Source organism: Variovorax frigidus, from assembly GCF_051216515.1.
In the GTDB taxonomy this organism is placed as follows: domain Bacteria; phylum Pseudomonadota; class Gammaproteobacteria; order Burkholderiales; family Burkholderiaceae_C; genus Variovorax.
Map to the genome: position 1 here is coordinate 945,144 of NZ_JBPJZF010000001.1, position 24,499 is coordinate 969,642.

The 24,499-nt window shown below is 69.5% G+C and carries 22 protein-coding genes; 8 read left to right on the plus strand and 14 right to left on the minus strand.

Annotated features, from left to right (window positions below):
• Positions 1-2: 2 nt before the first annotated feature.
• Positions 3-1,301, minus strand: coding sequence for an NAD(P)/FAD-dependent oxidoreductase (locus ACSFBC_RS04485; RefSeq protein WP_435509095.1), 1,299 nt, complete (start codon positions 1,299-1,301; stop codon positions 3-5).
• A 38-nt stretch (positions 1,302-1,339) separates the two neighbouring features.
• Here ACSFBC_RS04485 and ACSFBC_RS04490 point away from each other — a divergent pair, with 38 nt between their 5' ends.
• Positions 1,340-2,377 (plus strand): P1 family peptidase, encoded by a 1,038-nt coding sequence (locus ACSFBC_RS04490; protein ID WP_435509096.1) that lies wholly within the window; start codon positions 1,340-1,342, stop codon positions 2,375-2,377.
• Between the two features lie 24 nt (positions 2,378-2,401).
• A complete protein-coding gene (locus ACSFBC_RS04495; RefSeq protein ID WP_435509264.1) occupies positions 2,402-3,763 on the plus strand; it encodes a TAXI family TRAP transporter solute-binding subunit in 1,362 nt (453 codons plus the stop codon).
• On the opposite strand, the gene ACSFBC_RS04500 is transcribed toward ACSFBC_RS04495, so the two are convergent.
• The 6 genes from ACSFBC_RS04500 to ettA form a co-directional block, all read right to left on the minus strand.
• A complete protein-coding gene (locus ACSFBC_RS04500; protein WP_435509097.1) occupies positions 3,753-4,094 on the minus strand; it encodes a hypothetical protein in 342 nt (113 codons plus the stop codon). The two genes, ACSFBC_RS04495 and ACSFBC_RS04500, sit on opposite strands and share 11 nt — an antisense overlap.
• 113 nt (positions 4,095-4,207) lie before the next feature.
• Positions 4,208-5,674 (minus strand): CsgG/HfaB family protein, encoded by a 1,467-nt coding sequence (locus ACSFBC_RS04505; RefSeq protein ID WP_435509098.1) that lies wholly within the window; start codon positions 5,672-5,674, stop codon positions 4,208-4,210.
• 4 nt (positions 5,675-5,678) lie between these two features.
• On the minus strand, positions 5,679-6,323 hold the full coding sequence (locus tag ACSFBC_RS04510) for a hypothetical protein (RefSeq protein ID WP_435509099.1): 645 nt from the start codon (positions 6,321-6,323) through the stop codon (positions 5,679-5,681).
• Positions 6,324-6,378: 55 nt separating this feature from the next.
• The gene (locus ACSFBC_RS04515) at positions 6,379-7,575 is read right to left on the minus strand and encodes a hypothetical protein (protein ID WP_435509100.1); all 1,197 of its coding nucleotides are present in this window, start codon (positions 7,573-7,575) and stop codon (positions 6,379-6,381) included.
• Positions 7,566-8,657 (minus strand): hypothetical protein, encoded by a 1,092-nt coding sequence (locus ACSFBC_RS04520; protein ID WP_435509101.1) that lies wholly within the window; start codon positions 8,655-8,657, stop codon positions 7,566-7,568. The genes ACSFBC_RS04515 and ACSFBC_RS04520 overlap by 10 nt, the downstream gene beginning before the upstream one ends.
• A 197-nt stretch (positions 8,658-8,854) precedes the next feature.
• Positions 8,855-10,516, minus strand: a complete 1,662-nt coding sequence (gene ettA / locus ACSFBC_RS04525; RefSeq protein WP_435509102.1) for an energy-dependent translational throttle protein EttA — start codon at positions 10,514-10,516, stop codon at positions 8,855-8,857.
• Positions 10,517-10,930: 414 nt separating this feature from the next.
• Between ettA and ACSFBC_RS04530 the strand changes: the two genes are divergently transcribed.
• Entirely contained in the window at positions 10,931-12,745 is a 1,815-nt protein-coding gene (locus ACSFBC_RS04530) for a DEAD/DEAH box helicase (RefSeq protein WP_435509103.1), read from the plus strand.
• Positions 12,746-12,783: 38 nt separating this feature from the next.
• Here ACSFBC_RS04530 and ACSFBC_RS04535 read toward each other — a convergent pair whose 3' ends face one another.
• The 3 genes from ACSFBC_RS04535 to ACSFBC_RS04545 are packed head-to-tail and all read right to left on the minus strand — an operon-like array spanning position 12,784 to position 15,457.
• The gene (locus tag ACSFBC_RS04535; protein WP_435509104.1) at positions 12,784-13,521 is read right to left on the minus strand and encodes a FadR/GntR family transcriptional regulator; all 738 of its coding nucleotides are present in this window, start codon (positions 13,519-13,521) and stop codon (positions 12,784-12,786) included.
• 17 nt (positions 13,522-13,538) lie between these two features.
• On the minus strand, positions 13,539-14,486 hold the full coding sequence (locus ACSFBC_RS04540) for a 2-hydroxyacid dehydrogenase (RefSeq protein WP_435509105.1): 948 nt from the start codon (positions 14,484-14,486) through the stop codon (positions 13,539-13,541).
• Positions 14,483-15,457, minus strand: a complete 975-nt coding sequence (locus ACSFBC_RS04545) for a Bug family tripartite tricarboxylate transporter substrate binding protein (protein WP_435509106.1) — start codon at positions 15,455-15,457, stop codon at positions 14,483-14,485. The genes ACSFBC_RS04540 and ACSFBC_RS04545 overlap by 4 nt, the downstream gene beginning before the upstream one ends.
• A 142-nt stretch (positions 15,458-15,599) precedes the next feature.
• Here ACSFBC_RS04545 and ACSFBC_RS04550 point away from each other — a divergent pair, with 142 nt between their 5' ends.
• The 4 genes from ACSFBC_RS04550 to ACSFBC_RS04565 all read left to right on the plus strand — a co-directional run bounded on the left by ACSFBC_RS04550 (position 15,600) and on the right by ACSFBC_RS04565 (position 18,526).
• Complete coding sequence (locus ACSFBC_RS04550) at positions 15,600-16,481, plus strand: 2-dehydro-3-deoxygalactonokinase (protein ID WP_435509107.1); 882 nt, start codon at positions 15,600-15,602, stop codon at positions 16,479-16,481.
• Positions 16,478-17,119, plus strand: a complete 642-nt coding sequence (locus ACSFBC_RS04555) for a 2-dehydro-3-deoxy-6-phosphogalactonate aldolase (RefSeq protein WP_435509108.1) — start codon at positions 16,478-16,480, stop codon at positions 17,117-17,119. Before ACSFBC_RS04550 ends, ACSFBC_RS04555 begins: the two co-directional genes overlap by 4 nt.
• Before the next feature lie 10 nt (positions 17,120-17,129).
• On the plus strand, positions 17,130-17,861 hold the full coding sequence (locus ACSFBC_RS04560) for an aldolase (protein ID WP_435509109.1): 732 nt from the start codon (positions 17,130-17,132) through the stop codon (positions 17,859-17,861).
• A gap of 155 nt (positions 17,862-18,016) precedes the next feature.
• On the plus strand, positions 18,017-18,526 hold the full coding sequence (locus ACSFBC_RS04565) for a DUF1993 domain-containing protein (protein WP_435509110.1): 510 nt from the start codon (positions 18,017-18,019) through the stop codon (positions 18,524-18,526).
• Positions 18,527-18,536: 10 nt separating this feature from the next.
• Here the strand turns inward: ACSFBC_RS04565 and ACSFBC_RS04570 are convergent, their stop codons facing one another.
• Both ACSFBC_RS04570 and ACSFBC_RS04575 read right to left on the minus strand, forming a co-directional pair.
• Positions 18,537-20,591, minus strand: coding sequence for a 2Fe-2S iron-sulfur cluster-binding protein (locus ACSFBC_RS04570; protein WP_435509111.1), 2,055 nt, complete (start codon positions 20,589-20,591; stop codon positions 18,537-18,539).
• A gap of 32 nt (positions 20,592-20,623) precedes the next feature.
• The gene (locus ACSFBC_RS04575; protein WP_435509112.1) at positions 20,624-21,235 is read right to left on the minus strand and encodes a glutathione S-transferase family protein; all 612 of its coding nucleotides are present in this window, start codon (positions 21,233-21,235) and stop codon (positions 20,624-20,626) included.
• Between the two features lie 150 nt (positions 21,236-21,385).
• On the opposite strand from ACSFBC_RS04575, the gene ACSFBC_RS04580 reads away from it, so the two are divergent.
• Positions 21,386-22,285, plus strand: coding sequence for a LysR family transcriptional regulator (locus ACSFBC_RS04580; RefSeq protein ID WP_435509113.1), 900 nt, complete (start codon positions 21,386-21,388; stop codon positions 22,283-22,285).
• Between the two features lie 59 nt (positions 22,286-22,344).
• Here the strand turns inward: ACSFBC_RS04580 and ACSFBC_RS04585 are convergent, their stop codons facing one another.
• Together ACSFBC_RS04585 and ACSFBC_RS04590 are read right to left on the minus strand one after the other, a co-directional pair.
• Complete coding sequence (locus ACSFBC_RS04585; RefSeq protein WP_435509114.1) at positions 22,345-23,040, minus strand: SDR family oxidoreductase; 696 nt, start codon at positions 23,038-23,040, stop codon at positions 22,345-22,347.
• A gap of 49 nt (positions 23,041-23,089) precedes the next feature.
• Positions 23,090-24,499: an MATE family efflux transporter gene (locus ACSFBC_RS04590; protein ID WP_435509115.1), complete on the minus strand. Its 1,410-nt coding sequence runs from the start codon at positions 24,497-24,499 to the stop codon at positions 23,090-23,092.

Consider the following 24,499-nt stretch of genomic DNA (forward strand, 5'->3'; position numbering starts at 1 on the left):
CCTCAACCGAAGCGCTTGGGATCGAAAGGTGCCAGCGGCGTCTCGGGCACCAGGCCCGCAAGCAGTTGCGCCACCAGCCGCCCGGTGCGTGCCGATCCGCCCAGGCCCACGTGGCCGTGGCCAAAGGCCAGCACCACGTCGGCGCTGGCCGCCGCAGGGCCGATGCAGGGCAGGCCGTCGGGCATGCTGGGACGGCGGCCGAGCCACTGCTTGACGGTCGCTGCATCGCCCTCGGCCAACGCCGGGAACATCGATCGCAGATGGCGCCGAAGGATCTCCGCGCGACGCCAGTCGGGCGCGGCGTCCAGCCCGCCGATCTCGACCTGGCCCGCGGCGCGCAGGCCGCCGTCCATCCAGTGCGCGATCAGCTTGCCGTCGGCCACCATCACGGGCGTGCGCGGCCCCACGGTCGCGCCTTCGATCACCACGTGGTAGCCGCGCTCGGTGTCGAGCGGCACCGGCGAGCCCGCAGCCGCCGCCAGCGGGCGCGAATACGCACCCGCGCAGATCACGGCCGCATCGCAGGCGATGTCGCCGCCCTCGGTGTGCACCGCGCGCAGGCGGCCGCCCTCGATGCGGAAACCCGTGGCGCGCGACACCACGCGGCGCGCACCCTTTGCGGCCGCGTGCCGCGCCAGCGCGGCCACGTAGGCGCCCGGATCGCGGCAATGGCCGGCTTCGGGCACGAAGATGCCGAGCGTGTAGCGCGCATCGAGGTCCGGTTCGCGGCGATGCAGTTCCTCGGCGGACCACTCCTCCCAGCGCACGCCGACCCGCGACCGCACGCGCCAACCCAGCGCATCGCCCTCGAACTCCGCGCGCGAGCGGTAGGCATGCAGCAGGCCGCGCTGCTCGACCAGCTGCGGCACGCCGGCCTCGGCCGCCAGCGTCGCATGCAGCGCGGGCGCATCGACGAGCAGGGTTCGCAGTGCCTCGGCCGTGCGCTGCACGCGCGCCTCGGTCCAGCCCGAGGCCAGGTAGCGCAGCAGCCAGGGCAGCGCCTGTGGCAGGTAGCGCCAGCGCAGCGCGAGCGGCCCCAGCGGATCGGCCAGCCAGCCCGGCACCTTGCGCCAGGCGCCCGGCAATGCGGGCGGCACCACCGAGTGGGACGACAACCAGCCCGCATTGCCGTAGCTCGCGGCATGCCGGCTGCCGGGCGCCTCGGGCTCAACGACGGTCACACGCAGCCCCGCGCGCAGGGCCTCGATGGCGGTGGCGCTGCCGACCGCGCCCGCGCCGATCACCACCACGTGGCGCCTTGAGCCACCGTGCGAGGCGACACCATTTGCTTCAACTGTCATGGGCCTATCGTAGAGGCACGGTCCCATAATCGGCCGCCATGTCCGCACCCTCCTCCTTTCTTCCTCCCTCGGCCGGTTCGATCACCGACGTCTCCGGCATCGAAGTCGGCCATTTCAGCGACCCGCGCCGGCCCACCGGTTGCACGATCATCCTCACGCGCGAGGGCGCGGTCGGTGGCGTCGACGTGCGCGGCGCCGCGCCCGGCACGCGCGAGACCGACCTGCTCTCGCCCGGCAATCTGGTGCAGCAGGTGCATGGCGTGATGCTGGCCGGCGGCAGCGCGTGGGGCCTGGCCGCCACCGACGGTGCCATGCGCTGGATGGAAGAGCGCGACATCGGCATGGACGTGCGCTTCGGCACGCTGCCGATCATTCCCTCGGCCGTGCTGTTCGACCTGCCTGTGGGCGACGCGCGCATCCGCCCCGACGCCGCCGCGGGCTACGCGGCCTGCGAGGCCGCATCGACGACGGCGCCGGCCGAAGGCAACGTGGGTGCGGGCACCGGCGCGCTGGTCGGCAAGCTGTTCGGCATCGACCGCGCGATGAAGGGCGGCATCGGCTGTGCCTCGGTCACGGTCGGCGGCGTCACCGTGGGTGCGCTGATCGCCTGCAACGCGCTGGGCGACGTGATCGACCCCGACACCGCGCAGGTGGTGGCGGGCGCGCGCACGGTCGATGGCCGCTCGCTGCTCGACATCCGGCGTGCGCTGATGCGCGGCGAGGCGCCCAAGCCGCTCCTGGCCGGCACCAACACCACCATCGGCGTGATCGCCACCGACGCGGTGCTGACCAAGGTGCAGGCCAACCGCCTCGCCATGGTCTCGCACGACGGGCTGGCGCGCAGCATCAACCCGGTCCACACCATGAGCGACGGCGACACCTTGTTCGCGCTCGCCACCTGTCGCGTGCCGCTCGAAGGCGATGCGCCCGGCATGACGGTGCTCAGCGCGATGGCCGCCGAAGTGGTGGCGCGCGCCACGCTGCGCGCGGTGCAGGCGGCGCGCTCGCTCGACGTCGACGGCCAGCATTTCCCCTGCGCGGCCGAGCTGGCCGGCACCGCGTCGGCCCAGGGCTGATCGAAAGCAAGACCCGCCATGTCCATGTCCATGCCCAAGCCGCTCAAGCTCTTCCTGCTCTCGATCCGCGACCTGATCGCCTCGGCCGGTCCGGTGGTGTTCCTGGTCATCGCGATGCTGGTGGCCGCCTACTGGTGGCTGCAACCGCAACCGCCCCAGCGCGTGACGCTGGCCACCGGCCCGGCCGGCAGCGCGTACGCGGAGTTCGGCAAGCGCTATGCGCAGGCGCTGGCCACCAACGGCATCCAGGTCGAGCTGCGGCCCAGCGACGGGTCTTCCGACAACCTGCAGATGCTGCGCAACGGCGATGTCGACGTGGCCTTCGTGCGCGGCGGCAGTGCCGACGTGGTGGCCGACGAGGAAGCCGGACTGCGTTCGCTGGGGAGCCTGTTCTACGAACCGCTGTGGGTGTTCTACCGCAGCGACACGGCGCGGCGCATCGACCGCAAGAGCGGCACGCTGACCTCGCTGGCGCAGCTGCAGGGCCTGCGCGTCAACATCGACAAGCTGGGCAGCGGCGTGCCGGAGATCATGGACAAGATGTTCCGCGCCAACCACCTCGACCCGGCGCAGATGCAGCTTTCGCACCTGGAGCAGAAGTCGGCCAGCGAGGCGTTGCAGGCCGGCCTGCTCGACGTGATCGTGCTCGCGTCGGCACCGCAATCGCCGCAGGTGCAGCAGCTGCTGCGCACGCCCGGCATCGCGCTGATGGACGTCGGCCAGAGCGACGCTTACTCGCGCCGCTTCGCCTTCCTGTCGGCCGTGTCGCTGCCGCGCGGCGTGGTGGATCTGGCCAGGGACCAACCGCCCTCCGACGTGTCGATGCTCGCCGCCACCACCTCGCTGCTCTCGCGCGAGCAAACGCATCCGGCGCTGCGGCAGTTGTTCGCCCAGAGCGCGCAAACCCTGCATGGCGACGCCGGCTGGTTCAACCGGGCGCGCGATTTCCCCAACACCCGCACCAGCGAACTGCCGGTCAGCCCCGAGGGCGATCGCGCCATCAACGGCACGCCGCCCTTCTGGCAGCGCTACCTGCCCTTCTGGGCCAGCAACCTGGTCGAACGCATGTGGCTGGTGCTCGGCGGCCTGGTGGTGCTGATGCTGCCGCTGTCGCGCGTGGTCCCGCCGCTCTACCAGTTCCGCGTGCGCTCGCGCGTCTTCCGCTGGTATGCGCGGCTGCGCGATGTGGAGAGCCGGTTCGAAGGCGGCACCGATGCGCAGGACCAACTGCTCAAGGAACTCGACGACCTCGACAACCGGGTCAACAAGGTGGCGGTGCCGCTCTCGTATGCCGACGAGCTCTACGCCCTGCGCCGAAACATCGCGACCGTGCGCCGGCGCGTCGAGACGATGCGGTCAGCGGCTGCAACGCCGGTCAGTACTTGATCGTCACGCCCGCCTTGACCGCGGCGCTTTCCTTGCGCCCGTCGGACTGAACGCCCGCGGAAAAGGACACGTCGCCGCCCGTGCTCGCGCCCACCGAATAGGTGGGCCGGTCACCCGCGGTGTTCATGCCGCCATAGGCCGTGCTGCCGTCGGGCTTCTGCACGCCCACGGTGGCGCCGTTCGTGACCACGGTGCTCTCGGTCGACACCACGTGGGGCGCGACATAGACGATGCGCTCGTCGTTGCTGTCGATCGGGACCTTGACCTCCTCCGCCACGACGACCGTCACGCCGAGGGAAAGGCCGATGGCGAGCATCCAATGTCTGTTCATGCGACCGATGATCGGGGCCGCGCCGGGCGCATTGCGTAGGACGGCGCCTGCAATCGGTCCAAAGAAAAACCGCCCGAAGGCGGCTTCTTCCTTGTGCCAGCACGGCAACGATGTCACCACTTGTCGTCGCGTGCCGGCGCCACGGCCGGCGCATCGCTGCGCGCGGCCGCCGGGCGTGCCGGCCGGGGCTTGGCCGCAGCGGCAGGTGCCGCGGCGGTGTCGGTGGCCGCCGCCGCCCGCGCCGTCACCAGGCCGCGCAACTGCAGCGCGCCGGGCTGCAGCCCGTCGAGCGGCATCTGCACGCGTTCGAGCCGGCCCTGCGCCATCGTCGGCGTCACGCGCTCGATCACGACCTCGCAGCAGTCGGATTCGACCCGGCCCAGCGACTGGTTGGTCTGCGGGTCGAACATCTCCTTGCCCATGTAGGCCAACTGGTAGCGCCCGCCTTCGCGCACCGCCTGCCCGCCCTGGCTCAGCACGACGGCATTGCCGTCGCGTGAGATCACGGTGACCGGGTAGGTGCGCGAGACGATGCCCGAGACGATGCGGTTGGCGATCTCGTTCTGCATGCCTTCGCTGACCTGCGCCCCGTCGATGCCCGAGCCCAGCGTGGTGGCCGCCACCTTGGGTGCTTCGCCACGCAGCGACTCCGACAGCATGACCTGCCGCGTCGACACGTTGACCAGCTTCTGCGAGACACCCCAGCCGCCCGAATAGCTCACGAGTTGGCGGTCGCTGGTCTGCAGTTGGCGCGCGTGGCGGTTGTAGGCGAAGGAGGTGATCTTGCCGACCCAGATCACGTCGGCGCTCATGGCCTGGCCCAGCTTGCCGAACTCGGCGCGCGGTGCCTGGCCCGAACTGATCATGTCGAGCTCCTGCGCGACCTCGCCGCCCATGTCGCGGTCGAGCACGGTGAAGCGCCCGGTGTTGGTCAGCGCGGTGAGGATCTGCTGGCGCAGGTCCTCGGCCACTTTCTCGGCCGGCACGCTGCGCCCGCCCATGGGGAAGGACGCGGTGTCGTAGCGCAGCGGCGCGATCACGATCTTGAGCTTCTTGCTGTCGGCTGCCGGCGGCGTGTACTTGGCGACCGAGGCCTCGATGTCGGCCCGGTAGAAGCCACGGCTGTCGGGGCCGTCGAGCGTGTTGACCTTGAAGCCGGTGATCGCGCCGCCCGCGCTCTGCACGACCTGCTCGGCAAAGGCCGTGCCGCGCAGGGCCTCGGCGTTGCGGCCACGCGCCAGCGTCAGCGTGAGCTTGAGCTGCTCGGTGCTCAGGTCCATGGTCGTGCCGTTGACCATCTTGAGCGCCAGGCGCATCGCCTCGTCGACGGCCTCGGCCGCGCTGGCACCCGTGCCCTGCGCGTTGACCGTCACCGTGCCGACCTTGCCGGCGTCCGGCAGCGCGGCCACGGGCGAAGCCGGCGGCGGTGCCACCGGTGCGACCGAAGGAGCCGGTGTGGCGACCACCGCCGGCACCGGCTTGTTCTTGCCGGTGTACTTGTCGATCATGGTCTGGGCCTGGTCGCAGGCCGAGACCGAGAAGGCCAGCGACAGCGCCAGCGTCAGTCGGAGGGTGCGCATGGCGTCAGAAGGCGCCCAGCGCCTTGGTCGCGTCGGTCGGCACGGGGATGTCGTGGCTCTTGGCGTAGGCGGTCGAGTAGCTCAGCGTGTCGTAGACGTTCTTCGCGTTGCTCGGGAAGTTGGTCACCACGTAGGCGCCGGCGTTGAGCTTGGTCATGGCCAGCATCGGCGAGGCCTTGAGCGTGTTGCTGAAGGCCAGCACGTGCGGGCGCAGGCCGATGTACTTGACCACGCCCAGGCCCAGCGAGGCCATGCCCGACTGGTACAGCGCCTGCGACTGCGCATCCATCTTCAGGTTGCCGTCGTTCAGGCGGGCGCTGATTTCCTTGGACGAATCGCTCTGGATCTTGTCGGCGTCCGACAGGTTGCCCTTGGTCGCGCCGTCGCCCAGCGCATCGGCGGTCGACTTGAGCTTGGCGGCCGATTCCTTCAGGCCGACGGCCTCGGCCATCTTCGACTGCGCGACCAGCACTTCCTTGTTGGCCGACACGTAGGCGCGCACCAGCGAGTCCTGTTCGGCGCCCTGGTCGCCACCGCCGGAAGCGGCACCGCCGGTGATGCTGCCGATCGAGGGCATCGAGAACTGCGCGAAGGCAGAAGGAACGGCGAGGGCTGCGGCGAGTGCGATGACGGTCAGTTTCTTGGACATGTTGTGGTGTTCTTTGGAGTGAAAGAAAAAAGAAGAGGAAAGAGGTGCGCGGTCTTCAGCGCAGGCCGAGGTTGGTGACCTGGCTCACGAGTTCGCGCGCCGCGCTGTCGGCGGCCTTCTTGAGTGCGTTGCCGCGGGCTTCGGCTTCGGTCGGGCCGACACCGGCGTACTGCACCGGGCCGACCGTCGAGATGTTCTCGGGGATGCCGCTGGTGAGGTCGAGGATCTTGCCGGTCACGGTCACGGCCACGCGCTGCAGGCCGCTGGCCGGGTCGGTGTCGGTCAGGCCCACGTCGAGCGTGCCGAAGGCCAGGTACGGCACCTGTGCCGTCTGCAGGCCGCGCACCACGTCGCGCAGCGTCGCGGGGTCGAGGTCGTTGCCGGTCTTGTAGTCGTTCTCGACGTTCTTGATCTTCATCAGGCCGTTGGTGTAGGGCTCGACGAAGCCGGCCTCGAGCACCTTGAAGCCGGCCGACGCGAAGATGCCGGTGAACACCGAATTGAGGTTGGCGCTCGGGAAGATGCGCCAGGTCGATTCGCTGGCCTTGCGGGTGGTGCTGCCGCCGGTCTCGATGGTGTCGGTGCGCTTGGCTTCGAACGACGTCGCGCGGCTGCGCGACGCGTTGGTGCCGATCTGGCCGCCACGGATCGATTCGCCCTCGGCGCCGCGACGCTTGTCGGAGCCCTGTGCATCGACCTTCACGCCGCGGTCGACACGCTGGTAGACGCGGTCGTCGAAGGTCTTCTCGGAATCGACCTGGCGCGACACGAACAGGAAGGTCAGCTTCGAGCGGTCGCCCTTGGCCGTGGCCGTGGTGGCCGATCCGGCCTTGACCGCGTTGCGCAGCTTGGCCACGTTGATCGAGGTGCGCACCGTGACGGTGTAGACGCGCTTGTCGGTCTGGTCCTGCTCGTCGAGGATGGTCGCGTCGAGGATGAACTTGTCGAGGTTGGCGCCCACGCGGTCGCGGATCGCGTCGAAGTTGGCCGACTCCGACTCGCCGGCTTCGGCGTAGTAGAACTCGACCGCCTTGACCTGCGCTTCGCGCATCGCGCGTTCCTTCACCTCGGGGCTGGCCTTGCTGCCGAACACCGAACCCTCGTAGGGCACCGAGGCCTTGCCGCGGGCGGTGGCGACCTGCGCGTGCGCATTCAGGCCCATGAAGAACAGGCCGAAGGCGAGCAGCATCAGGACGATGCTGCGCATCGAATTGCGCGCGATCGGCGCGGCGAGTGGCAAGGCTATTTGCATGACTGGAGAACCTCTTTGGTGGCGGTGATTTGCTTGTCGATGTCCGAGGCGGCGGCCGCATCCTTGAGCCACGGATCATTGCCTCCGGCGAGCACGCCGGAGAGCTTGGTGAACAGGCCGCGCAGGCTGTCGCTGTAGGCCGGGAAATCGTCCACGCTGCGCTGCGAAGAAGGCACGGTCTTGACCTCGCCGTTCTTGAATTCCGAATTCATGTAGACGCGGTTGGCCAGCGGCTGCTGCACCTTGACCACCACCTTCGATGCATAGATGTAGCTGGTGCCGGCCGCGACCTTGGCATGCTCGAAGCGCCCGAAGCGTGTGAGGTCGACCGAGATCGCGTAATCGGGTTCGGGCAGCTTGAGCTCGTAGACCGAACCGTCGGCCACGCGCATCGACATCACCTTGCCGATCGCATAGCCCTTGGCGTAGGGCAGGATCGGCACGCCGGTGCGGCTGGAGATCGACTCGGCCAGCATGTCGGCGACCCAGGTCTCGGCCACGCCCGGCTGGCTCGCGAGTTCGGCCGGCAGCACCTTGCGCACTTCGTCGCTCACGGTGGCCTGCGACACCTGCAGGAAGCGCGGCACCTGCGCCGGCAGGCTGGCACGCGTCAGCGCTTCGGAGAAACGGTTCAGGATGCCGGGCGTGGTGCCCGCGCCCAGGTAGAGCGTGCGCACGCGCTCGGCGATCTCGTCGTCGGTCGGTGCATGGTCGAGCAGGTCGACGTAGGCCACGCTGAACGGGTAGGCGCGCAGCACGGTCATGGTCTTGAAGTCGAAGAACATGGCCTGCGCGCGCAGCTGGATGAAAACCTTCGACAGGCCGCCGAAGCGCTCGGTCGACACGGTCTCGCCGTTGAGCATCAGCGCGACGGCAATGGCCTGGTCGCGACCCTTGAGCTCCATCAGGTTGGCCGTGTCGAGTTCGAAGGCGGCCGGCGGCTGGGCCGCGACCACCTGTCGGATCAGGCCGTTGATGCCGCCCGCGCCCAGCGATTTGTCGAGGCGCTGCGAGTGCGGGAAACGGGCCGCGATGCTGGCCGCATCACCCGAGTAGGCGAAGCCGGCGAGCGAGACGCTCACCGCCGATGCCTGGCCGACGAGGCCTCCCAAAAACAAAAAGAAAAACGCCAGCGCCTTGCAATGCCGAACCATCCGATGCCCTCGACTTAAAGATCGGCGAGTCTATGTGAAGAAATGTTAATCGCCCTGTCGGACAAAGGCCTTTCCATGAAAAAAGCCAGCGAGACGCTGGCTTTTTTCAGATGCATTCGAAAGGATTACTTCAGTGCTTTGTAGCGCATGCGTTGGGGCTTCGCGCCCTCTTCGCCGAGGCGCTTCTTCTTGTCGGCTTCGTACTCTTGATAGTTGCCGTTGAAGAAGGTCCACTGGCTGTCGCCTTCGGCCGCGAGGATGTGCGTGGCGATGCGGTCGAGGAACCAGCGGTCATGGCTGATGACCATCACGGTGCCGGCGAATTCGAGCAGCGCGTCTTCGAGCGCACGCAGGGTTTCCACGTCCAGGTCGTTCGAGGGTTCATCGAGCATCAGCACGTTGCCGCCGGCGATCAGGGTCTTGGCCAGGTGCAGGCGACCGCGCTCGCCGCCCGACAGCGTGCCGACCTTCTTCTGCTGGTCGGCGCCGTTGAAGTTGAAGCGGCCCGCGTACGCGCGGCTGGCCATCTGGAACTTGCCGACGTTGATGATGTCGAGGCCGTTCGAGATGTCTTCCCACACGGTCTTCTGACTGGCCAGTTCGTCGCGGTGCTGGTCGACGAAGGCCGCGCGGACAGTGGAGCCGATCACGACTTCGCCGCTGTCGGGTTGCTCCTTGCCTGCGATCAGCTTGAACAGCGTCGACTTGCCGGCGCCGTTCGGGCCGATGATGCCGACGATCGCGCCCGGTGGCACGGTGAAGCTCAGGTTGTCGATCAGCACCCGGTCGCCGAAGGACTTGCTGACGTTGTGGAACTCGAACACCTGCTGGCCCAGCCGCTCCGCGACAGGAATGAAGATCTCCTGCGTCTCGTTGCGCTTCTGGTATTCCATGTCGCTGAGCTCTTCGAACCGCGCAAGACGCGACTTGCTCTTGGCCTGGCGCGCCTTGGGGTTCTGGCGCGACCATTCCAGTTCCTTCTTCAGGGCCTTGGCATGGGCTTCTTCGCCCTTCTGCTCCTGCGCCAGGCGTTCGCCCTTCTGCTCGAGCCAGGTGCTGTAGTTGCCCTTCCATGGGATGCCGCGACCGCGGTCCATTTCCAGGATCCATTCGGCCGCGTTGTCCAGGAAGTAGCGGTCATGGGTGATGGCCACCACGGTGCCGGTGAAGCGCTTGAGGAACACTTCCAGCCACTCGACCGATTCAGCGTCCAGGTGGTTGGTCGGCTCGTCGAGCAGCAGCATGTCGGGCTTGGACAGCAGCAGCCGGCACAGCGCCACGCGGCGCTTCTCGCCGCCCGACAACTGGCCGACCTTGGCGTCCCACGGCGGCAGGCGCAGCGCGTCGGCGGCAATTTCGAGCTGGTGTTCGGAGTCGGTGCCGGCGGTGGCGATCACGGCTTCGAGCTGGGCCTGCTCGGCGGCCAGCGCGTCGAAGTCGGCGTCTTCGGCGCCATAGGCGATGTAGACCTCTTCGAGCCGCGCCTTGGCCGCGAACACGGCGCCCATGGATTCCTCGACCGATTCGCGGACCGTGTGCTCGTTGTTGAGCTTGGGTTCCTGTTCGAGGTAGCCGATCGACAGGCCCGGCATCGGCAGCGCCTCGCCTTCGTACTCCTTGTCGACGCCGGCCATGATCTTGAGCAAGGTGGACTTGCCGGAGCCATTGAGGCCGAGCACGCCGATCTTGGCGCCGGGGAAGAACGACAGCGAAATGTCCTTCAAGAGCTGCCGCTTGGGCGGCACGGTCTTGCTGACGCGGTTCATCGAATAGACGTATTGGGCCATATCTCTTGCAGGTTGAAGCAGGTTGGAACAAGGGCCGCGCGATGCGCTGCGGGCGGTCAGCGAGGGGCGGCGAACCTTCTATTATCCCCAATGGCGCGGGTGCCCCCGCCCGCGGCACCCGGTTCCGGCACCGAAGCCGAGGTTTTAGGGCCGGACACCCGCACGCCTCGAGGCCTTGCGCACGACGTTTCGAAGCGCAGCGCGGACTCATGCGACAATGTGGGTTCGTTGCCGGGTCCAGTTGCCCGCAACAGCGGCTCTTCTGCCGGGGACAAGAAGGCTCTGCGCACACCCATGCGACTGGCTCTCGGCTCCCACCCTTGATACATCAGCCTTGACTGACCGGGTCGCCCCAACAAAGGGCACTGCGGTGGGCCGATGCCACTGCGCCATGCAAGGCGCTATTGCTTCCAAATGACTTTTGAAGATCTGAAGTTGGCCCCGGCCATCCTGAAGGCTGTGCTCGAACACGGCTACGACACGCCCACGCCCATCCAGGCCCAGGCGATCCCCGTGGTGCTCGAGGGGCATGACCTGCTCGGCGGCGCCCAGACCGGCACCGGCAAGACCGCGGCCTTCACGCTGCCCATGCTGCACAAGCTCACCATGAGCCGCAGCGCCACCAACAAGTTCGGCGGCATCGGCATCCGTGCCCTGGTGCTGACCCCCACGCGCGAACTCGCGGCGCAGGTCGAGGAATCGGTCCGCACCTACGGCAAGTACCTGCAACTCGACTCGACCGTGATCTTCGGCGGCGTCGGCATGAACCCGCAGATCAGCAAGCTCAAGAAGGGTGTCGACATCCTCGTGGCCACGCCCGGCCGCCTGCTCGACCTGCAACAGCAAGGCATGCTCGATCTGTCGCAAGTGCAGATCCTGATCCTCGACGAAGCCGACCGCATGCTCGACATGGGCTTCATCCACGACGTGAAGAAGATCCTCGCGCTGGTGCCCAAGGACAAGCAGAGCCTGCTGTTCTCGGCCACCTTCAGCGACGAGATCCGCGACCTGGCCGCCCAGCTGCTCAAGAACCCGCAGAGCGTGCAGGTCACGCCGCGCAACACCACCGTGCAGCGCATCAGCCAGGTGATCCACCCGGTGGGCCGCGGCAAGAAGAAGGCCCTGCTCGCCCACATCATCAACGAGCACAACTGGAGCCAGGTGCTGGTGTTCACGCGCACCAAGTTCGGCGCCAACAACGTCGCCGAATTCCTGACCAAGAACGGCATCGAGGCGATGGCGCTGCACGGCAACAAGAGCCAGAGCGCACGCACCCAGGCACTGGCCGGCTTCAAGACCGGCGCCATCCGCGCACTGGTCGCGACCGACATCGCGGCCCGCGGCATCGACATCGACGAGCTGCCGCACGTCGTGAACTACGAAATCCCCAACGTCAGCGAAGACTACGTGCACCGCATCGGCCGCACCGGCCGCGCGGGCAACAGCGGCGAGGCCGTGAGCCTGGTCTGTCTGGACGAAGAAGGCTTCATGCAGGAGATCGAACGCTTCACCAAGCAGCAGATCCCGGTGAAGATCGTCGAAGGCTTCGGCCCCGAAGACGGCGAACACGCCGAACCGATCGCCATGGGTCGCCAGACGATCTGGGGCGGCGCCGGTCGTCCGCCGAGCCGCGACGTGATGCAGGCAGCCGCCAAGGCCGCACGCACTGAGATGCTCCAGCGCGTGCGCGACAACAAGGCCGGCCAGGGCGATCGCTCGGGCGGTGGTGGTGGCGGCGGCGGCGGTGGCGGTCCCCGTCGCGGCGGCGGCGCGGCACCCCAGGGTGCACGCAGCGGCGGCGGTGGCGGCCAGGGTCCCGCACGGGGCCAGGCACCGCGTCCGCAAGGCGGTCCGGGTCGCGGCCCGCAGGGTCCGGCGCGTGCGCCGCACCATGCACCGCAAGGCCTGCCGCATGACGAGCGCCAACCGCGCCATCACGGCAACAGCCACAGCCCGACGCAAGCCAACCAGGTCGCGCACCTGCGTGCCGAATCGGTCGGCGGCGGCGACGGCCAGCCCGATCCGCTGCGCACCAGCGTCGACAGCATGGGCGGCCGTGGCCGCCGTAGCGGCGGTGGTGGTGGTGGTGGTGGTGGTGGCGGCGGCTACGGCGGCAACCGCTCGGGCGGCGGCGGCGGTGGTCGCTCCGGCGGCGGTGGTGGCGGTTACGGCGGTGGCGGCGGCGGTGGCCGTTCGGGCGGCGGCGGTGGCCGTTCCTTCGGCCGCTGAGGCCGGCAGCTGCCTTCGACGGCAGCACCCCACTCTTCTCAAGGGCGCTTCGGCGCCCTTTTGCTTGGGCGCGCGGCCGCCCGCGCACCGAGCACCTGCTCGATGTCGGTGCGTGCGCTGTCGATCAGCGCCAGCACCGCGCGCTCGGCTTCGTCCGGATCGCGCGCACGCACCGCATCGAGCACCGCGCGGTGCCGCGGCAGCGACAGCGCGGGTCCGTTGTGCAGCGTGCTGGAAATCTCGAAGCTGGTGCGCAACAGCGCGCTCAGCGCCTTGCTCATCTGCGCCAGCATGAGGTTGCCCGCCGCGCGCAGCAGGCCGTGATGGAAGCGCAGGTCGTGCGTCGTGTAGTCGCCGCCTCGCGTCGCCACCGCCTGCGCCATGCCGGCATAGGCCTCCTCCAGTTCCGCGATGTCCGCCGCGGTCGCACGCTCGGCGGCCAGCCGCACGGCGGCCGGCTCGACCATGCGCCGCAGGTCCTGCAGGTCGCGCAGGAACGCGGGCGTGAGGCCGACCTTGGCCTTCCAGGTGATGACGTCGGGATCGAACCAGTTCCACGCATCCTGCGGCAGCACCCGGCTGCCGACCTTGGGCCCGGTCACGACCATGCCCTTGGCCGCCAGCGCCTTGATGGCTTCGCGCACCACGGTGCGGCTCACGCCCAGTTCCTGGCCCAGCACAGGCTCGGGCGGGATCACGCCGCCCTCCGCGTAGCGGCCCGAAACGATCGCCTCGCCGAGCAGGTCGACCGTCTGGCCGTGCGCGTTCTTGGCCATCGCCTCGTTCAGGCCCTTCAGGCCGGGACCGGCGTGAGCAGCGGCTCGCCCGCGAAGTGCGCGCGCAGGTTGTCGAAGGTGAGCTGCGCCATGGCTTCGCGGGTCTGCCTGGTGCCGCTGCCGATGTGCGGCGTGAGCACCACGTTGTCCATGGCCAGCAACTCGGCCGGCACGTGGGGCTCGTCGGCGAAGACGTCGAGCGCGGCGCCGGCGATGGCGCCGGCCTGCAGCGCGGCGATCAGCGCGGGCTGGTCGACCACGCTGCCACGCGCCACGTTGATCAGGTAGCCCTGGGGGCCCAGCGCCTGCAGCACCTTCGCGTCGATCATGCCGCGCGTGGCTGCGCCGCCGGGCGTGATGACGATCAGGAAATCGACCGCAGCGGCCAGCGATGCGGCATCGGGGTGATAGGTGTAGGGCAGGCTCTCGCGCGGCGAGCGCGCGGTGTAGGCCACGTCCATGCGGAAGGCCAGCGCGCGGTGTGCGATCGCCTGGCCGATGCGGCCCATGCCGACCACGCCCAGCCGGCTGCCCGCGACCTTGCGCGCCACCGGGATCGGACCCTTGAGCCATTCGCCGCCGCGCACGAAGCGATCGGCCTGCGGGATGCGCCGCGCCGCTGCGATCAGCAGCCCGAGCGCGAGGTCGGCCACGTCGTCGTTGAGCACGCCGGGCGTGTGGGTCACGGGCACGTTGCGCGCCCTGGCTGCCGCGACGTCGACGCCGTCGTAGCCCACGCCGAACACCGTGATCATCTCCAGCGCAGGCAACCGCGCGATGAGCTCGGCCGGCACCTTCGACTCGCCGGTCGCGACCACCGCGCGGATGCGCGGCGCCGCCGCCGCGAAGGCAGCCGGGTCGCTCAGGTGGAGGCGGTCGTGCACGGTGAACGCGCCACGCAGCGCGTCCATCAGAAAGGGCATCACCGGCGCGACGACCAGGATTTCGATGCGCTCATCGCTCATGCGCGAATCCCCACCTTCTGCACCAGTTCCTTGAAGTACGCGTGGTCGCGTTCCATCGACTGGCCGAACTCGGCCGCATCGAGGTAGGAGAAGCCCAGGTTGAGCTTCTCGAGGACCTCGCGCATGGCCGGCTCCTCGGCGGTCTTGCGCGCCACGGTGCGCAGCGCGTCGACCACCGCGGTCGGCGTGGCCTTGGGCACGGCCAGGCCGCGCCAGGTGCCGATCGACAAATCGATCTTGCGTTCCTTCAAGGTCGGCACCTTGTCGAAGGCCTTGAGGCGCTGGTCGGCCATCACGGCCAGGATCTTGAGTTTGCCGGCCTGCACGTGCACGGCCACCTCGCCCGGGCTCACGGCCACCGCATCGATGTGGCCGCCGAGCAGCGCCACCACGCCGGGTGCGGCGCCCTGATAGGGCACATGGTTGAACTTGACGCCGGCCTTGTCCTCCAGGCCCGCGGCCGCGAGGTGCCAGATCGAGCCGTTGCCCGAGTTGCCGACCCGCATCTCGCCCGGCTTGGCTTTGGACGCCGCGAGGAACTCCTCGATGGTGTTCCAGGGCGCATCGGCCTTGACCGTGATGGCCGACGGGTCGGCATTGAGCCGCGCGATGGGCCGGAAATCGGCATAGGTGAACTTCGACAGGTTCAGATGCGGCAGGATGACCAGCTCGGCGATCGCCACCGACACCTTGTAGCCGTCGGGCTTGCTGTTGAGCACCTCGCCCATGCCCACCACACCGCTCGCGCCGGGCTTGTTGTTCACGATGAAGGGTTGCGGGAAGTGCTTCTTCGCGAGCTCGGCAAAACCGCGCGCCAGCGCGTCGGTGCCGCCGCCCGCGGAAGCCGGCACCACCAGCTCGACGGGCTTGCTCGGGTAGTCGTCGGCGAAGGCGGCGAAAGGCAGGGGCAGCAGCATCGCGCCGAGCCCCTGAAGAAGGTGGCGACGTTGCGCCGAGAGGGTGTCTTGCATGGCTCTGTCTCCGGTATTGGGGGGCGAACACCCGGGTCGACCCGGGCTCGCCGGCTTATCATATGATGATTGAAAATGCCGTTTCCGCAGGACAAACCCTGGGATACGGCGGCCATGACGATGAACCCGGAGACAAGCCACGATGCATTGGGTCGCAGTTGATTGGGGCACCAGCTCGCTGCGCGGCGCGCTGCTGGATGCCGACGGAAAGGTACTCGAGGAACAGAGCCACGCGCGCGGCATCCTGAGCGTGCCGGCCGGCGGCTTCGGTGCCGCCTTCGAGGCGCTGTTCGGTGAATGGATGGCGCCCGCGGGCACGCGCTGTCTGATCTCCGGCATGGCTGGCAGCAAGCAGGGTTGGGTCGAAGCGCCCTATTGCGCCTGCCCGGCCGGCCTCGCCGAGATCGCGGCCAAGGTGATCGAGATCGAGCCCGGCCGCATCGCGATCGTGCCGGGCCTCCACGACGAACACGACGGCGTGCCCGACGTGATGCGCGGCGAGGAGGTGCAGATCTTCGGCGCCATCGCGCTGACCGGCCTGCGCGACGGCCTCTTCGTGCTGCCGGGCACGCACAACAAGTGGGTTCGTGTGACCGAAGGCCGCGTGGCGGGCTTCCGCACCTTCATGACCGGCGAGTTCTACGCGCTGCTCGGCACCCACTCGATCCTGGCGCGCACCATCGACACCTCGGCGCCGCTCGACGAGGCCGCATTCCTGCAGGGCGTGACGCAGTCGGCCAACAACGAGGGCCTGCTGCACAACGCCTTCGGCGCGCGCACGCTGGCGCTGTTCGATCGCATGTCGGCGGCCGACCTCGCGAGCTATCTCTCGGGCCTGCTGATCGGCGAAGAGCTGCGCACGCAATCGCTGCGTGCCGCGGGCGAGGTGGTGCTGATCGGCTCGCCTGCCCTCACCCAGCGCTATGCGCTGGCCCTCCACGCCAGCGGCGTTGCGAGCCGGACCCTGGGCGCCGAAGCGACCTGGGCCGGGCTGCATGCCGTGGCCACCACACTCGCACCATGACCACTGCTCTCGACACCTTCCACGCCGCCGTGCGCCGACTCCCGTTGGTCGCGATCCTGCGCGGCCTCACGCCCGCCGAGGCACCTGCCGTCGGCGATGCGTTGATCGACGCGGGCTTCCAGCTGCTCGAGGTGCCGCTCAATTCGCCGCAGCCGCTGGAGAGCATCACGCTGCTGCGCCAGCGCTTTCCCGATGCGCTGGTGGGTGCCGGCACGGTGCTGACCGCGCAACAGGTTCGCGATGTGCATGCAGCCGGCGGCGCGTTGATCGTCGCGCCCAACTTCAATGCCGAGGTGGTGGCCGAGGCGGCCCGGCTCGGCATGGTGAGCCTGCCCGGCGTGGCCACGCCCACCGAGGCCTTCGGCGCGCTCGCGGCCGGCGCCACCGGGCTCAAGCTGTTCCCGGCCGAGGCGGCCTCGCCCGCCGTGGTCAAGGCCTGGCTCGCCGTGCTGCCCAAGGGCACGCCGCTGATGCCGGTGGGCGGCATCACGCCGACCAACATGGACGCCTGGCGCGCCGCGGGCGCCACCGGCTTCGGCATCGGCTCCGCGCTCTACAAGCCCGGCAAGAGCGCCGACGCGGTGCGCGAGGATGCGCTGCAATTCGCCGCCGCCTGGAACGGCGCCGTGCGCACCTGAAAGCCCGCCCATGCCGAACGCCGACGCCCAGTACGCCAGCCCCCAGGTCCATCGGTTGCGCGAAGACCTCGCGCTGGCCTTGCGCGCCGCCGCGCACCACGGCCTGTCCGAAGGCGTGTGCAACCATTTCAGCGTGATGCTGCCCGGCAGCACCGACCGCTACCTGATCAACCCGCGCGGCCTGCACTGGAGCGAGGTGCGGGCCGACGACATCGTGCTGATCGACCTGCACGGCGAGGTGCTGGCCGGGCGCCACCGCGTCGAGCCGACCGCGCTGTTCATCCATGGCGCGGTGCACCGCCTCACGGGCCACGCGGTGGTGCTGCATTGCCACATGCCCTACGCGACCGCGCTCACGCTCACGAGCGACCGCGCGCTCGACCCCACGCTGAGCCAGAACGCGATGCGCTACATGGGCCGCATCGCGATCGATGCGCAGTACAACGGACTGGCACTCGACGATGCCGAGGGCGAGCGCATCGCCCGCGCGATGACCGCCGGCAAGGATGTGGCCTTCCTGGCCAACCACGGCGTGATCGTCGCGGGCGGCACCGTCGCCCATGCCTACGATGACCTCTACTACCTGGAGCGCGCCTGCCTGCACCAGGTGATTGCGCAGTCCACCGGCCGACCGCTCGCGCCGGTCGACGCCGCGCTAGCCGCGCGCGTGGCCGCGCAGGTGCAGGGCGAGCGCGAACAGTCCGACCTGTTCTTCGAGGCACTGCGCCGGCTGCTGCCCTAGACCTGAGTGCCGACCCGACGCCCGGCCGTGCCTTACCATCCGCACGCGCCCGCGCGACCCGCCGGGCGCACGCTCTCACGCAGATCACGCTTGCAGCGCCCGGCCAGGCACTCGAGCGCCGTCGGTCTGCGCCCTCTTCAAGAAAAGACCCACCCATGACCAGCCCCCTCTACAGCGCCAGCATTCCCGTCCTCAAGCAGATGCTCAGCGCGCTTTCCGATGTGCTCGCGAAGGCCGAAGCCCACGCCACGGAGAAGAAGATCGAACCCAACGCCCTGCTGCAGGCGCGCCTGTTCCCCGACATGTTCCCGCTGCTGCGCCAGGTGCAGATCGCCGCGGATTTCGCCAAGGGCATCGGCTCGCGTCTGGCCGGCGCGCCCGTGCCCTCGTGGCCGGACAGCGAAACCACCTTCGCCGACCTGCAGGCGCTGATCGCGAAGGCGAAGGACCATCTCGACAGCTTCACGCCGGAACAGTTCGCGCCCAGCGAATCGCTGGAGATCGTGCTGCGCCCCGGCACGCCCAAGGAAAAGAAGCTCTCGGCCAACGCCTACCTGCTGCACTACGGCCTGCCGCAGTTCTTCTTCCACGTGACCACCGCCTATGCCATCCTGCGCCACAACGGCGTCGAGGTCGGCAAGCGCGACTACATGGGCGCGTACTGAGCGCTCCCCCTCACAGCGCGAGGTGCAAGGCCTCGCCTGAAGCCGCTGCAGGCACGGCGCAGCAGATCAGCGCGGCGCCCTCCTCCACCGCGAAGGATGGCGCGCTCGTGTAGCTGACCTCGCCCTGCAGCACGCGCGTGCTGCAGCTGCCGCAACTGCCGCCGCGGCAACCGAAGGCCGGCGACAGGCCGCGCGCTTCGGCCGCTTCCAGCAAGGACCCGTCGCCCGGCTTCCATCGCGCCTCCTTGCCCGAGGTGGCGAAGACCAGGCGCACCGGCTGCGTGGCCGCGGACACCGTCTGCCGGCCCTCCCCGCTGCGCTCGAGCGACGCCGGCCCGAAGGCCTCCGCATGGATGCGCGCATCCGCCACACCGAGACCGCGCAGGCCGTCGTAGACCGCCTGCATGAAGGGCGGCGGACCGCACAGGTAGAAGTCGTGGTCGCCGAAGGGCAGCGTGGCCTGGAGCAGCGCCATGTCGATGCGGCCCTCGGCATCGAAGTCCCGGCCCACCTTCGCGTCCTGCGGCGCGCTCAGCACGCGGACCCAGCGCACGCCGCCCCTGCCGGCCTGCACCAGCGCCGCGATCTCGGCATCGAAGGCACGTTCGGCCACGGTGCGCGCGGACTGGAACAGCCAGGTCGGCCGCAGGGTGCGCGTGCGTGCCCCTTCGTGCACCACGTGCCGCAGCATCGCGAGCATCGGCGTGATGCCGACGCCCGCGGCCAGCAGCACGGCCGGCCGGCGCTGCGCCGCGTCGAGCGTGAAGCGGCCCGCGGGCGGGCGCACTTCGATCATGTCGCCTTCCTTCAGCGCGTGCAGGTGTTGCGACACACGGCCCTCGCGCTTGACGCTGATGCGGTACGTGCCATCGGAGGGCGCGGTCGAGAGCGTGTAGCTGCGCTGCACCGGCGCATCGGTTCCGGGCAAGGCAACGCGGATCGGCAGGTGCTGGCCCGCCCGATGCGGGAGGAGCGCGATGCCGTCCATCGGCGCCAGGTGCAGCGAACGGATCGTCGCACTCTCCTGCACCATGCGCGTCACGCGGAACGGCCGCCAGCGTTCGGCCAGCGCGGCGGCCTGGAGGCGCTGCGCGGCTTGCGTCCAGTCGCCGGTCATCGCGAGGTGGGGCGACCAGCCGTCGGCCTCGAAGGTCCAGCGCAGCGGCAGGCCTTCGCGGCGGTGCACGACCTTCCGCGGCCTGAAGCGCCACAGGCGCTCGGCCCCTTCGAAGGCCGCGATCTCGGGCGAGTCGAGCACCAGCTCGGTGTCGCCGGTCATCTGCAGCATGTCGCCCGTGGCCGCATCGGCGAAGAGCAGACCGGCCCTCGGGTTCGACTGCAGATTGCCCAGCGTCATGAAGAACAGGTTGCCGTTGAAGTCCGGGATCGTGAGCACGCCGTCGTCGCCGATGCGCACGAAGCCGGGCTTGCCGCCGCGATGGGACACATCGACCTGCCGCGTGCCGTCTTCGCGCTCCACGTACGAGGCGACGTAGAAGGTGTCGGCGGCGGTGATCAGTTGCCGCGCGCGCGCATCGAGGGCGTCGAGGTGCACGGCCTGCGCCTGCGCCGCCACGTCGGGATCGCGCACCAGCGCGAAGCGGCGGTTCTGGATGTAGCGCGGGCAATTGCCGAAGCTCTGCGTGACCACCAGGTCGAAGCCGTCCGCATTCCGGCGCCGCAGCGTGCCGTTGACGCGGTTGCGCCGACGCGTGAGCAGGTCCACGCCCACCATGCCCACGGCATCGCCGTCGGCCATGCCCTCTTCGGCCGGATCGGCGGCCTCGCGCCGCGATCGCACACGCAGCGTGCCCGCATCGGGCGCCTGCAGGAAGCCCGGTTCGCCGGCCCGCATCGTGGCCCACACATCGCCCGCACGGTCGACCGCGCCGATCGCGATGAAGGGCAGCAGCGGGTAGAACGCGCGGTGCTGGTCGAGCAGGAAGCTCCGCACATAGAGCCGGCCCGGCCGGTCCATGTGCTCGACCACACCGACGCTCTGCTGGAGCGCGAGCTCGCCCGCATGCCAGGGCGAAGCCGCAATCTGGGGGGATGGATTCGACATGGCGTGTGCTCCGCGTTCGCTGGCGTGAAGGCTCAGGCGTCGAGCCCGGCCGGCGTGCGCTGGAAGTCGACGAAGCCCGGCAGCGCCTCGATGCGCGCGAGCCAGTCGCGCACCTGCGGATAGGCCGAGAGATCGACATGGCCCTCGGGTGCGCGGGCGATGTAGCTGTAGAGCGCCACGTCGGCGATCGTCGGCTGCGCGGCCGCGATGAAGGCCTGCGACGACAGCTGGTCCTCGATCAGCCCCAGCACGACGTGCGCACGCTGGATCACTTCCTCGGGCCGGAAGTCCGCGCCGAAGACCGTGATGAGGCGCGCCGCGGCCGGGCCGTAGGCGATCTGCCCCGCGGCCACGCTGAGCCACTTCTGGATGCGGGCCTGTTCGATGGGCGAGTCGGGCAACCAGTCGGTCTTGCCGAGCTTGCGTGCGAGATAGACCAGGATCGCATTCGAGTCGGTCACGATGGTGCCGTCGTCGTCGAGCGCGGGCACCTGGCCGAAGGGGTTGATGCGCAGGTAGTCGGGCGACTTGTGCGCACGCTTGGACAGGTCGATCTCGACCAGTTCGTGCGGCACGCCGAGCAGCGAGAGGAACAGGCGCGCGCGATGCGAGTGGCCGGACAGCGGGTGGTGGTAGAGCTTCATGGGGATCTCCTGGGTTCGAGAAAAGGACCGGTGGCACCGGCTTGGCGCAATGATCTTTTCTTCGGCCGCTCTCTAGAATCCCCGTCTGCGGCAAGTCACTCTTCTCGATTCACGAACAACCCACCACGCGCTGTCGCACAGGAGCTCGGTATGGATCGCATACAGGCCATGTCGGCCTTCCTGGCCGTCGTCGACACCGGCGGCTTCGCCTCCGCCGCACGCAAGCTCAACATCTCGCCGTCGGTGGTGACGCGCGCCGTCACCGAGCTCGAGGAACGCCTGGGCACGCGCCTGCTCACGCGCACCACGCGCTTCGTCCGGCTCACCGAGACGGGTGCCGGCTATGCCGACGGCTGCCGGCGCCTTCTCGCCGATCTCGAGGAGGTGGAGAGTTCAGCCGCGGGCACGCACGCCGCACCGCGCGGGCAACTGACCATCACCTCGCCGGTGAACTTCGGCCGCATCCATGTCGCGCCCATCGTGCGCAGCTACCTCGGGCAGTACCCCGAGGTCGACATGCAGTGCTGGTTTCTCGATCGCGTGGTCAACCTGGTCGACGAGGGTGTCGACGTGGCGGTGCGCATCGGCGCGCTGCCCGATTCGTCCCTGCAGGCCACGCGGGTCGGCCGCGTGCGGCAGGTGCATTGCGCCTCGCCCGACTACCTGGCGCGCCATGGCGCGCCGCAACGGCCCGAAGACCTGGCCGCGCACGTGATCGTGGCCGCCACCGGCGTGTCGCCGACGCTCGAATGGCGTTTTCTCGATGGCGACAAGCCGGTGCAGGTGCGCTTCCTGCCGCGGCTCTCGACCAACACCAACGAGTCCGCCGCCGATGCCGCCACTGCGGGCTTCGGCATCACGCGGCTGCCGATCTATCACATCGCGCGTGCACTGCAGGAGGGCTCGTTGAAGCTGGTGCTCGAGGACTTCGAGCGCCCCGCGCTGCCCATCCATGTGGTGCACCGCGAAGGCCGGCACGCCACGCGCAAGGTGCGCGCCTTCATCGACATGGCGGTGGAGACCTTGCGCCAGAACGCCGACCTGCAGTGATGCAGGGGGCCGCGTGACGCTGAGCGGACTCGGACAGCGATCGGGGCGCCGTCGCGCGCTCAGCCCGCGTAGGCTGGCGTGGCGCTCGACAGGCTGGCCTTGACGCCGCGGCTCACGTCGTCGGCCAGCACCTCGAACAGGCCGGCCTCCACGCCTTCGAGCGCGACGCGTGCCACGTCGGCCGGCGCGCTCTTCGGGGCGTCGATGCCGTCGGTCATGTCGGTGTCCATGTAGCCCACGTGCAGGCTGGTCACCTGCGTGCCCTGCGCGCGCAGTTCGTTGCGCAAGCCGTTGCTCAGCGACCAGGCGGCAGCCTTGCTGGTGCTGTAGGTGGCGACGCTCGGGAAGGTGGCCCAGGCCAGCGCCGACAGCACGTTGACGATGGCGCCGCCGCCGTTGGCCTTGAGCACTGGTGCGAAGGCCGCGGCCAGCGCCCAGACGCCGAAGAAGTTGGTCTCGAACTCGGCGCGCGCCTTGTCGACCGCACCAGGCGAGAGCAGGTCGGAGCCGAGCGAGATGCCCGCGTTGTTGATCAACAGCGTCACGTCGCCGCACGCCTGCACCGCGGCCGCGACCTGCGCCGCATCGGTGACGTCGAGCGCGACCGGCACCACGCCCGCGAGCGTGATGCTGGCCGGGTTGCGGGCGGCGCCGTAGACCTTGCGCGCGCCGGCGGCCAGCGCCGCTTGTGCGAAGGCCAGGCCCAGGCCGCGGTTGGCGCCGGTGATGAAGACGACGGAATCTTGGAGCTTCATGGATTGCTTTCGAAGGACATTGAGCAGGAGAAAAATCGAGAGCGGTTGCTCAGGCACGCTGCGCCTGCAGCCGCTGCATCAGCGCCTGCGGCGTGCGCGGCCAGCCCACGCGGCCGAACCAGGCACCGCCGGCGATCGCCGCGGCCGTGATGACGCCGTAGAACACCAGCGCGACGCCCTGCGCGACGAAGACCTGCGTCAGGTCGCCGCTCCAGCGCAGCGCCAGCCAGCCGCCCAGGCCCGCGACCGCGAGCCGCGCGAGGTTGCCGACCACCGGCCAATAGAGGCGCCCCGCTCCTTGCGACGCGAAGTACAGCACCAGGCCGACGCCGAAGAAACCGTAGAACGGCGCCACCGCGCGCAGGTAGTGCGTGCCGGCCTCGAGCATGGCCGGGTCGTTGCCGAACAGCAGCAGCCAGGGGCGCGGGAACAGCGCCGCGGCCAGGCCGATGGTTTCGGTCAGTGCGAAGGCCATGCCGGCACCGATCCAGCTGGCGCGCAACGCGCGCTCGCGCTGGCCGGCGCCGATGCAGGTACCGACCATGGCCAGCAGCGGCGCGCCGAGGCCGAAGACCAGCGGCACCAGCAGGTACTCGAGCCGCGATGCGGTGCCGTAGCCGGCGATGGCGCCGGGCCCGAACTGGCCTGCCAGTGCGGTGGCGATGCCGATCGACAGGTTGACGCAGACCGTCGCGATGGCCGAGATCAGGCCCACGCGCAGGATGTCGCGGAACAGCGGCCAGCGCAGCCGCAGGCCTGTGAAGGACAGCTTGAGCAGGCTGCGGTCCGAACGCATGTAGAGCAGCAGGGCCGCAGTGCCCAGCAGGTAGTACAGCAGCAGCGCCATCGCGCCGCCCGCGATCCCCATGGCCGGCACCGGGCCCCCGCCGAAGATCAGCAGCGGCGACAGCGGGATCAGCACCACCACGCCGGCCACCGTCACGTTGGCGGGCACGGCCATGTTGCCGGTGCCGCGGATCGCCGCCGCGAGGGAGTTGAACAGCCAGACCAGCACGGCCCCCGCGAACACCCAGTGCGAGTAGGTGACGGCCGCTTCCAGCGAGGCGCCGCTGCCGCCCATCTGCGCATAGAGCCAGCGGCCGCCCAACAGCAGCGCCACGCTGAAGAGCACGCCGAAGCACAGCGCCACCGCGATCGCGTGCAGCACCAGCGCGCGGGCGTCGTCCATGCGCTTGGCGCCCAGCGCCCGCGCGATGGCCGAGGCGATGCCGCCGCCCACGGCGCCGGCCGAGGTCATCTGCATCAGCATCACGATCGGGAACACCAGCGCCATGCCGGCCAGCGCATCGGTGCCGAGCTTGCCGACGAAGTAGGTCTCGATCAGGCCGACCGAGGCCTGCGCCACCATCACCACCACGTTGGGGGCGGCCAGGCGCAGCAGCGTGGGCACGATCGGCGCCTCGAGCAGCAGGCGCGTGCGCGGGTCGACGCCAGCCAT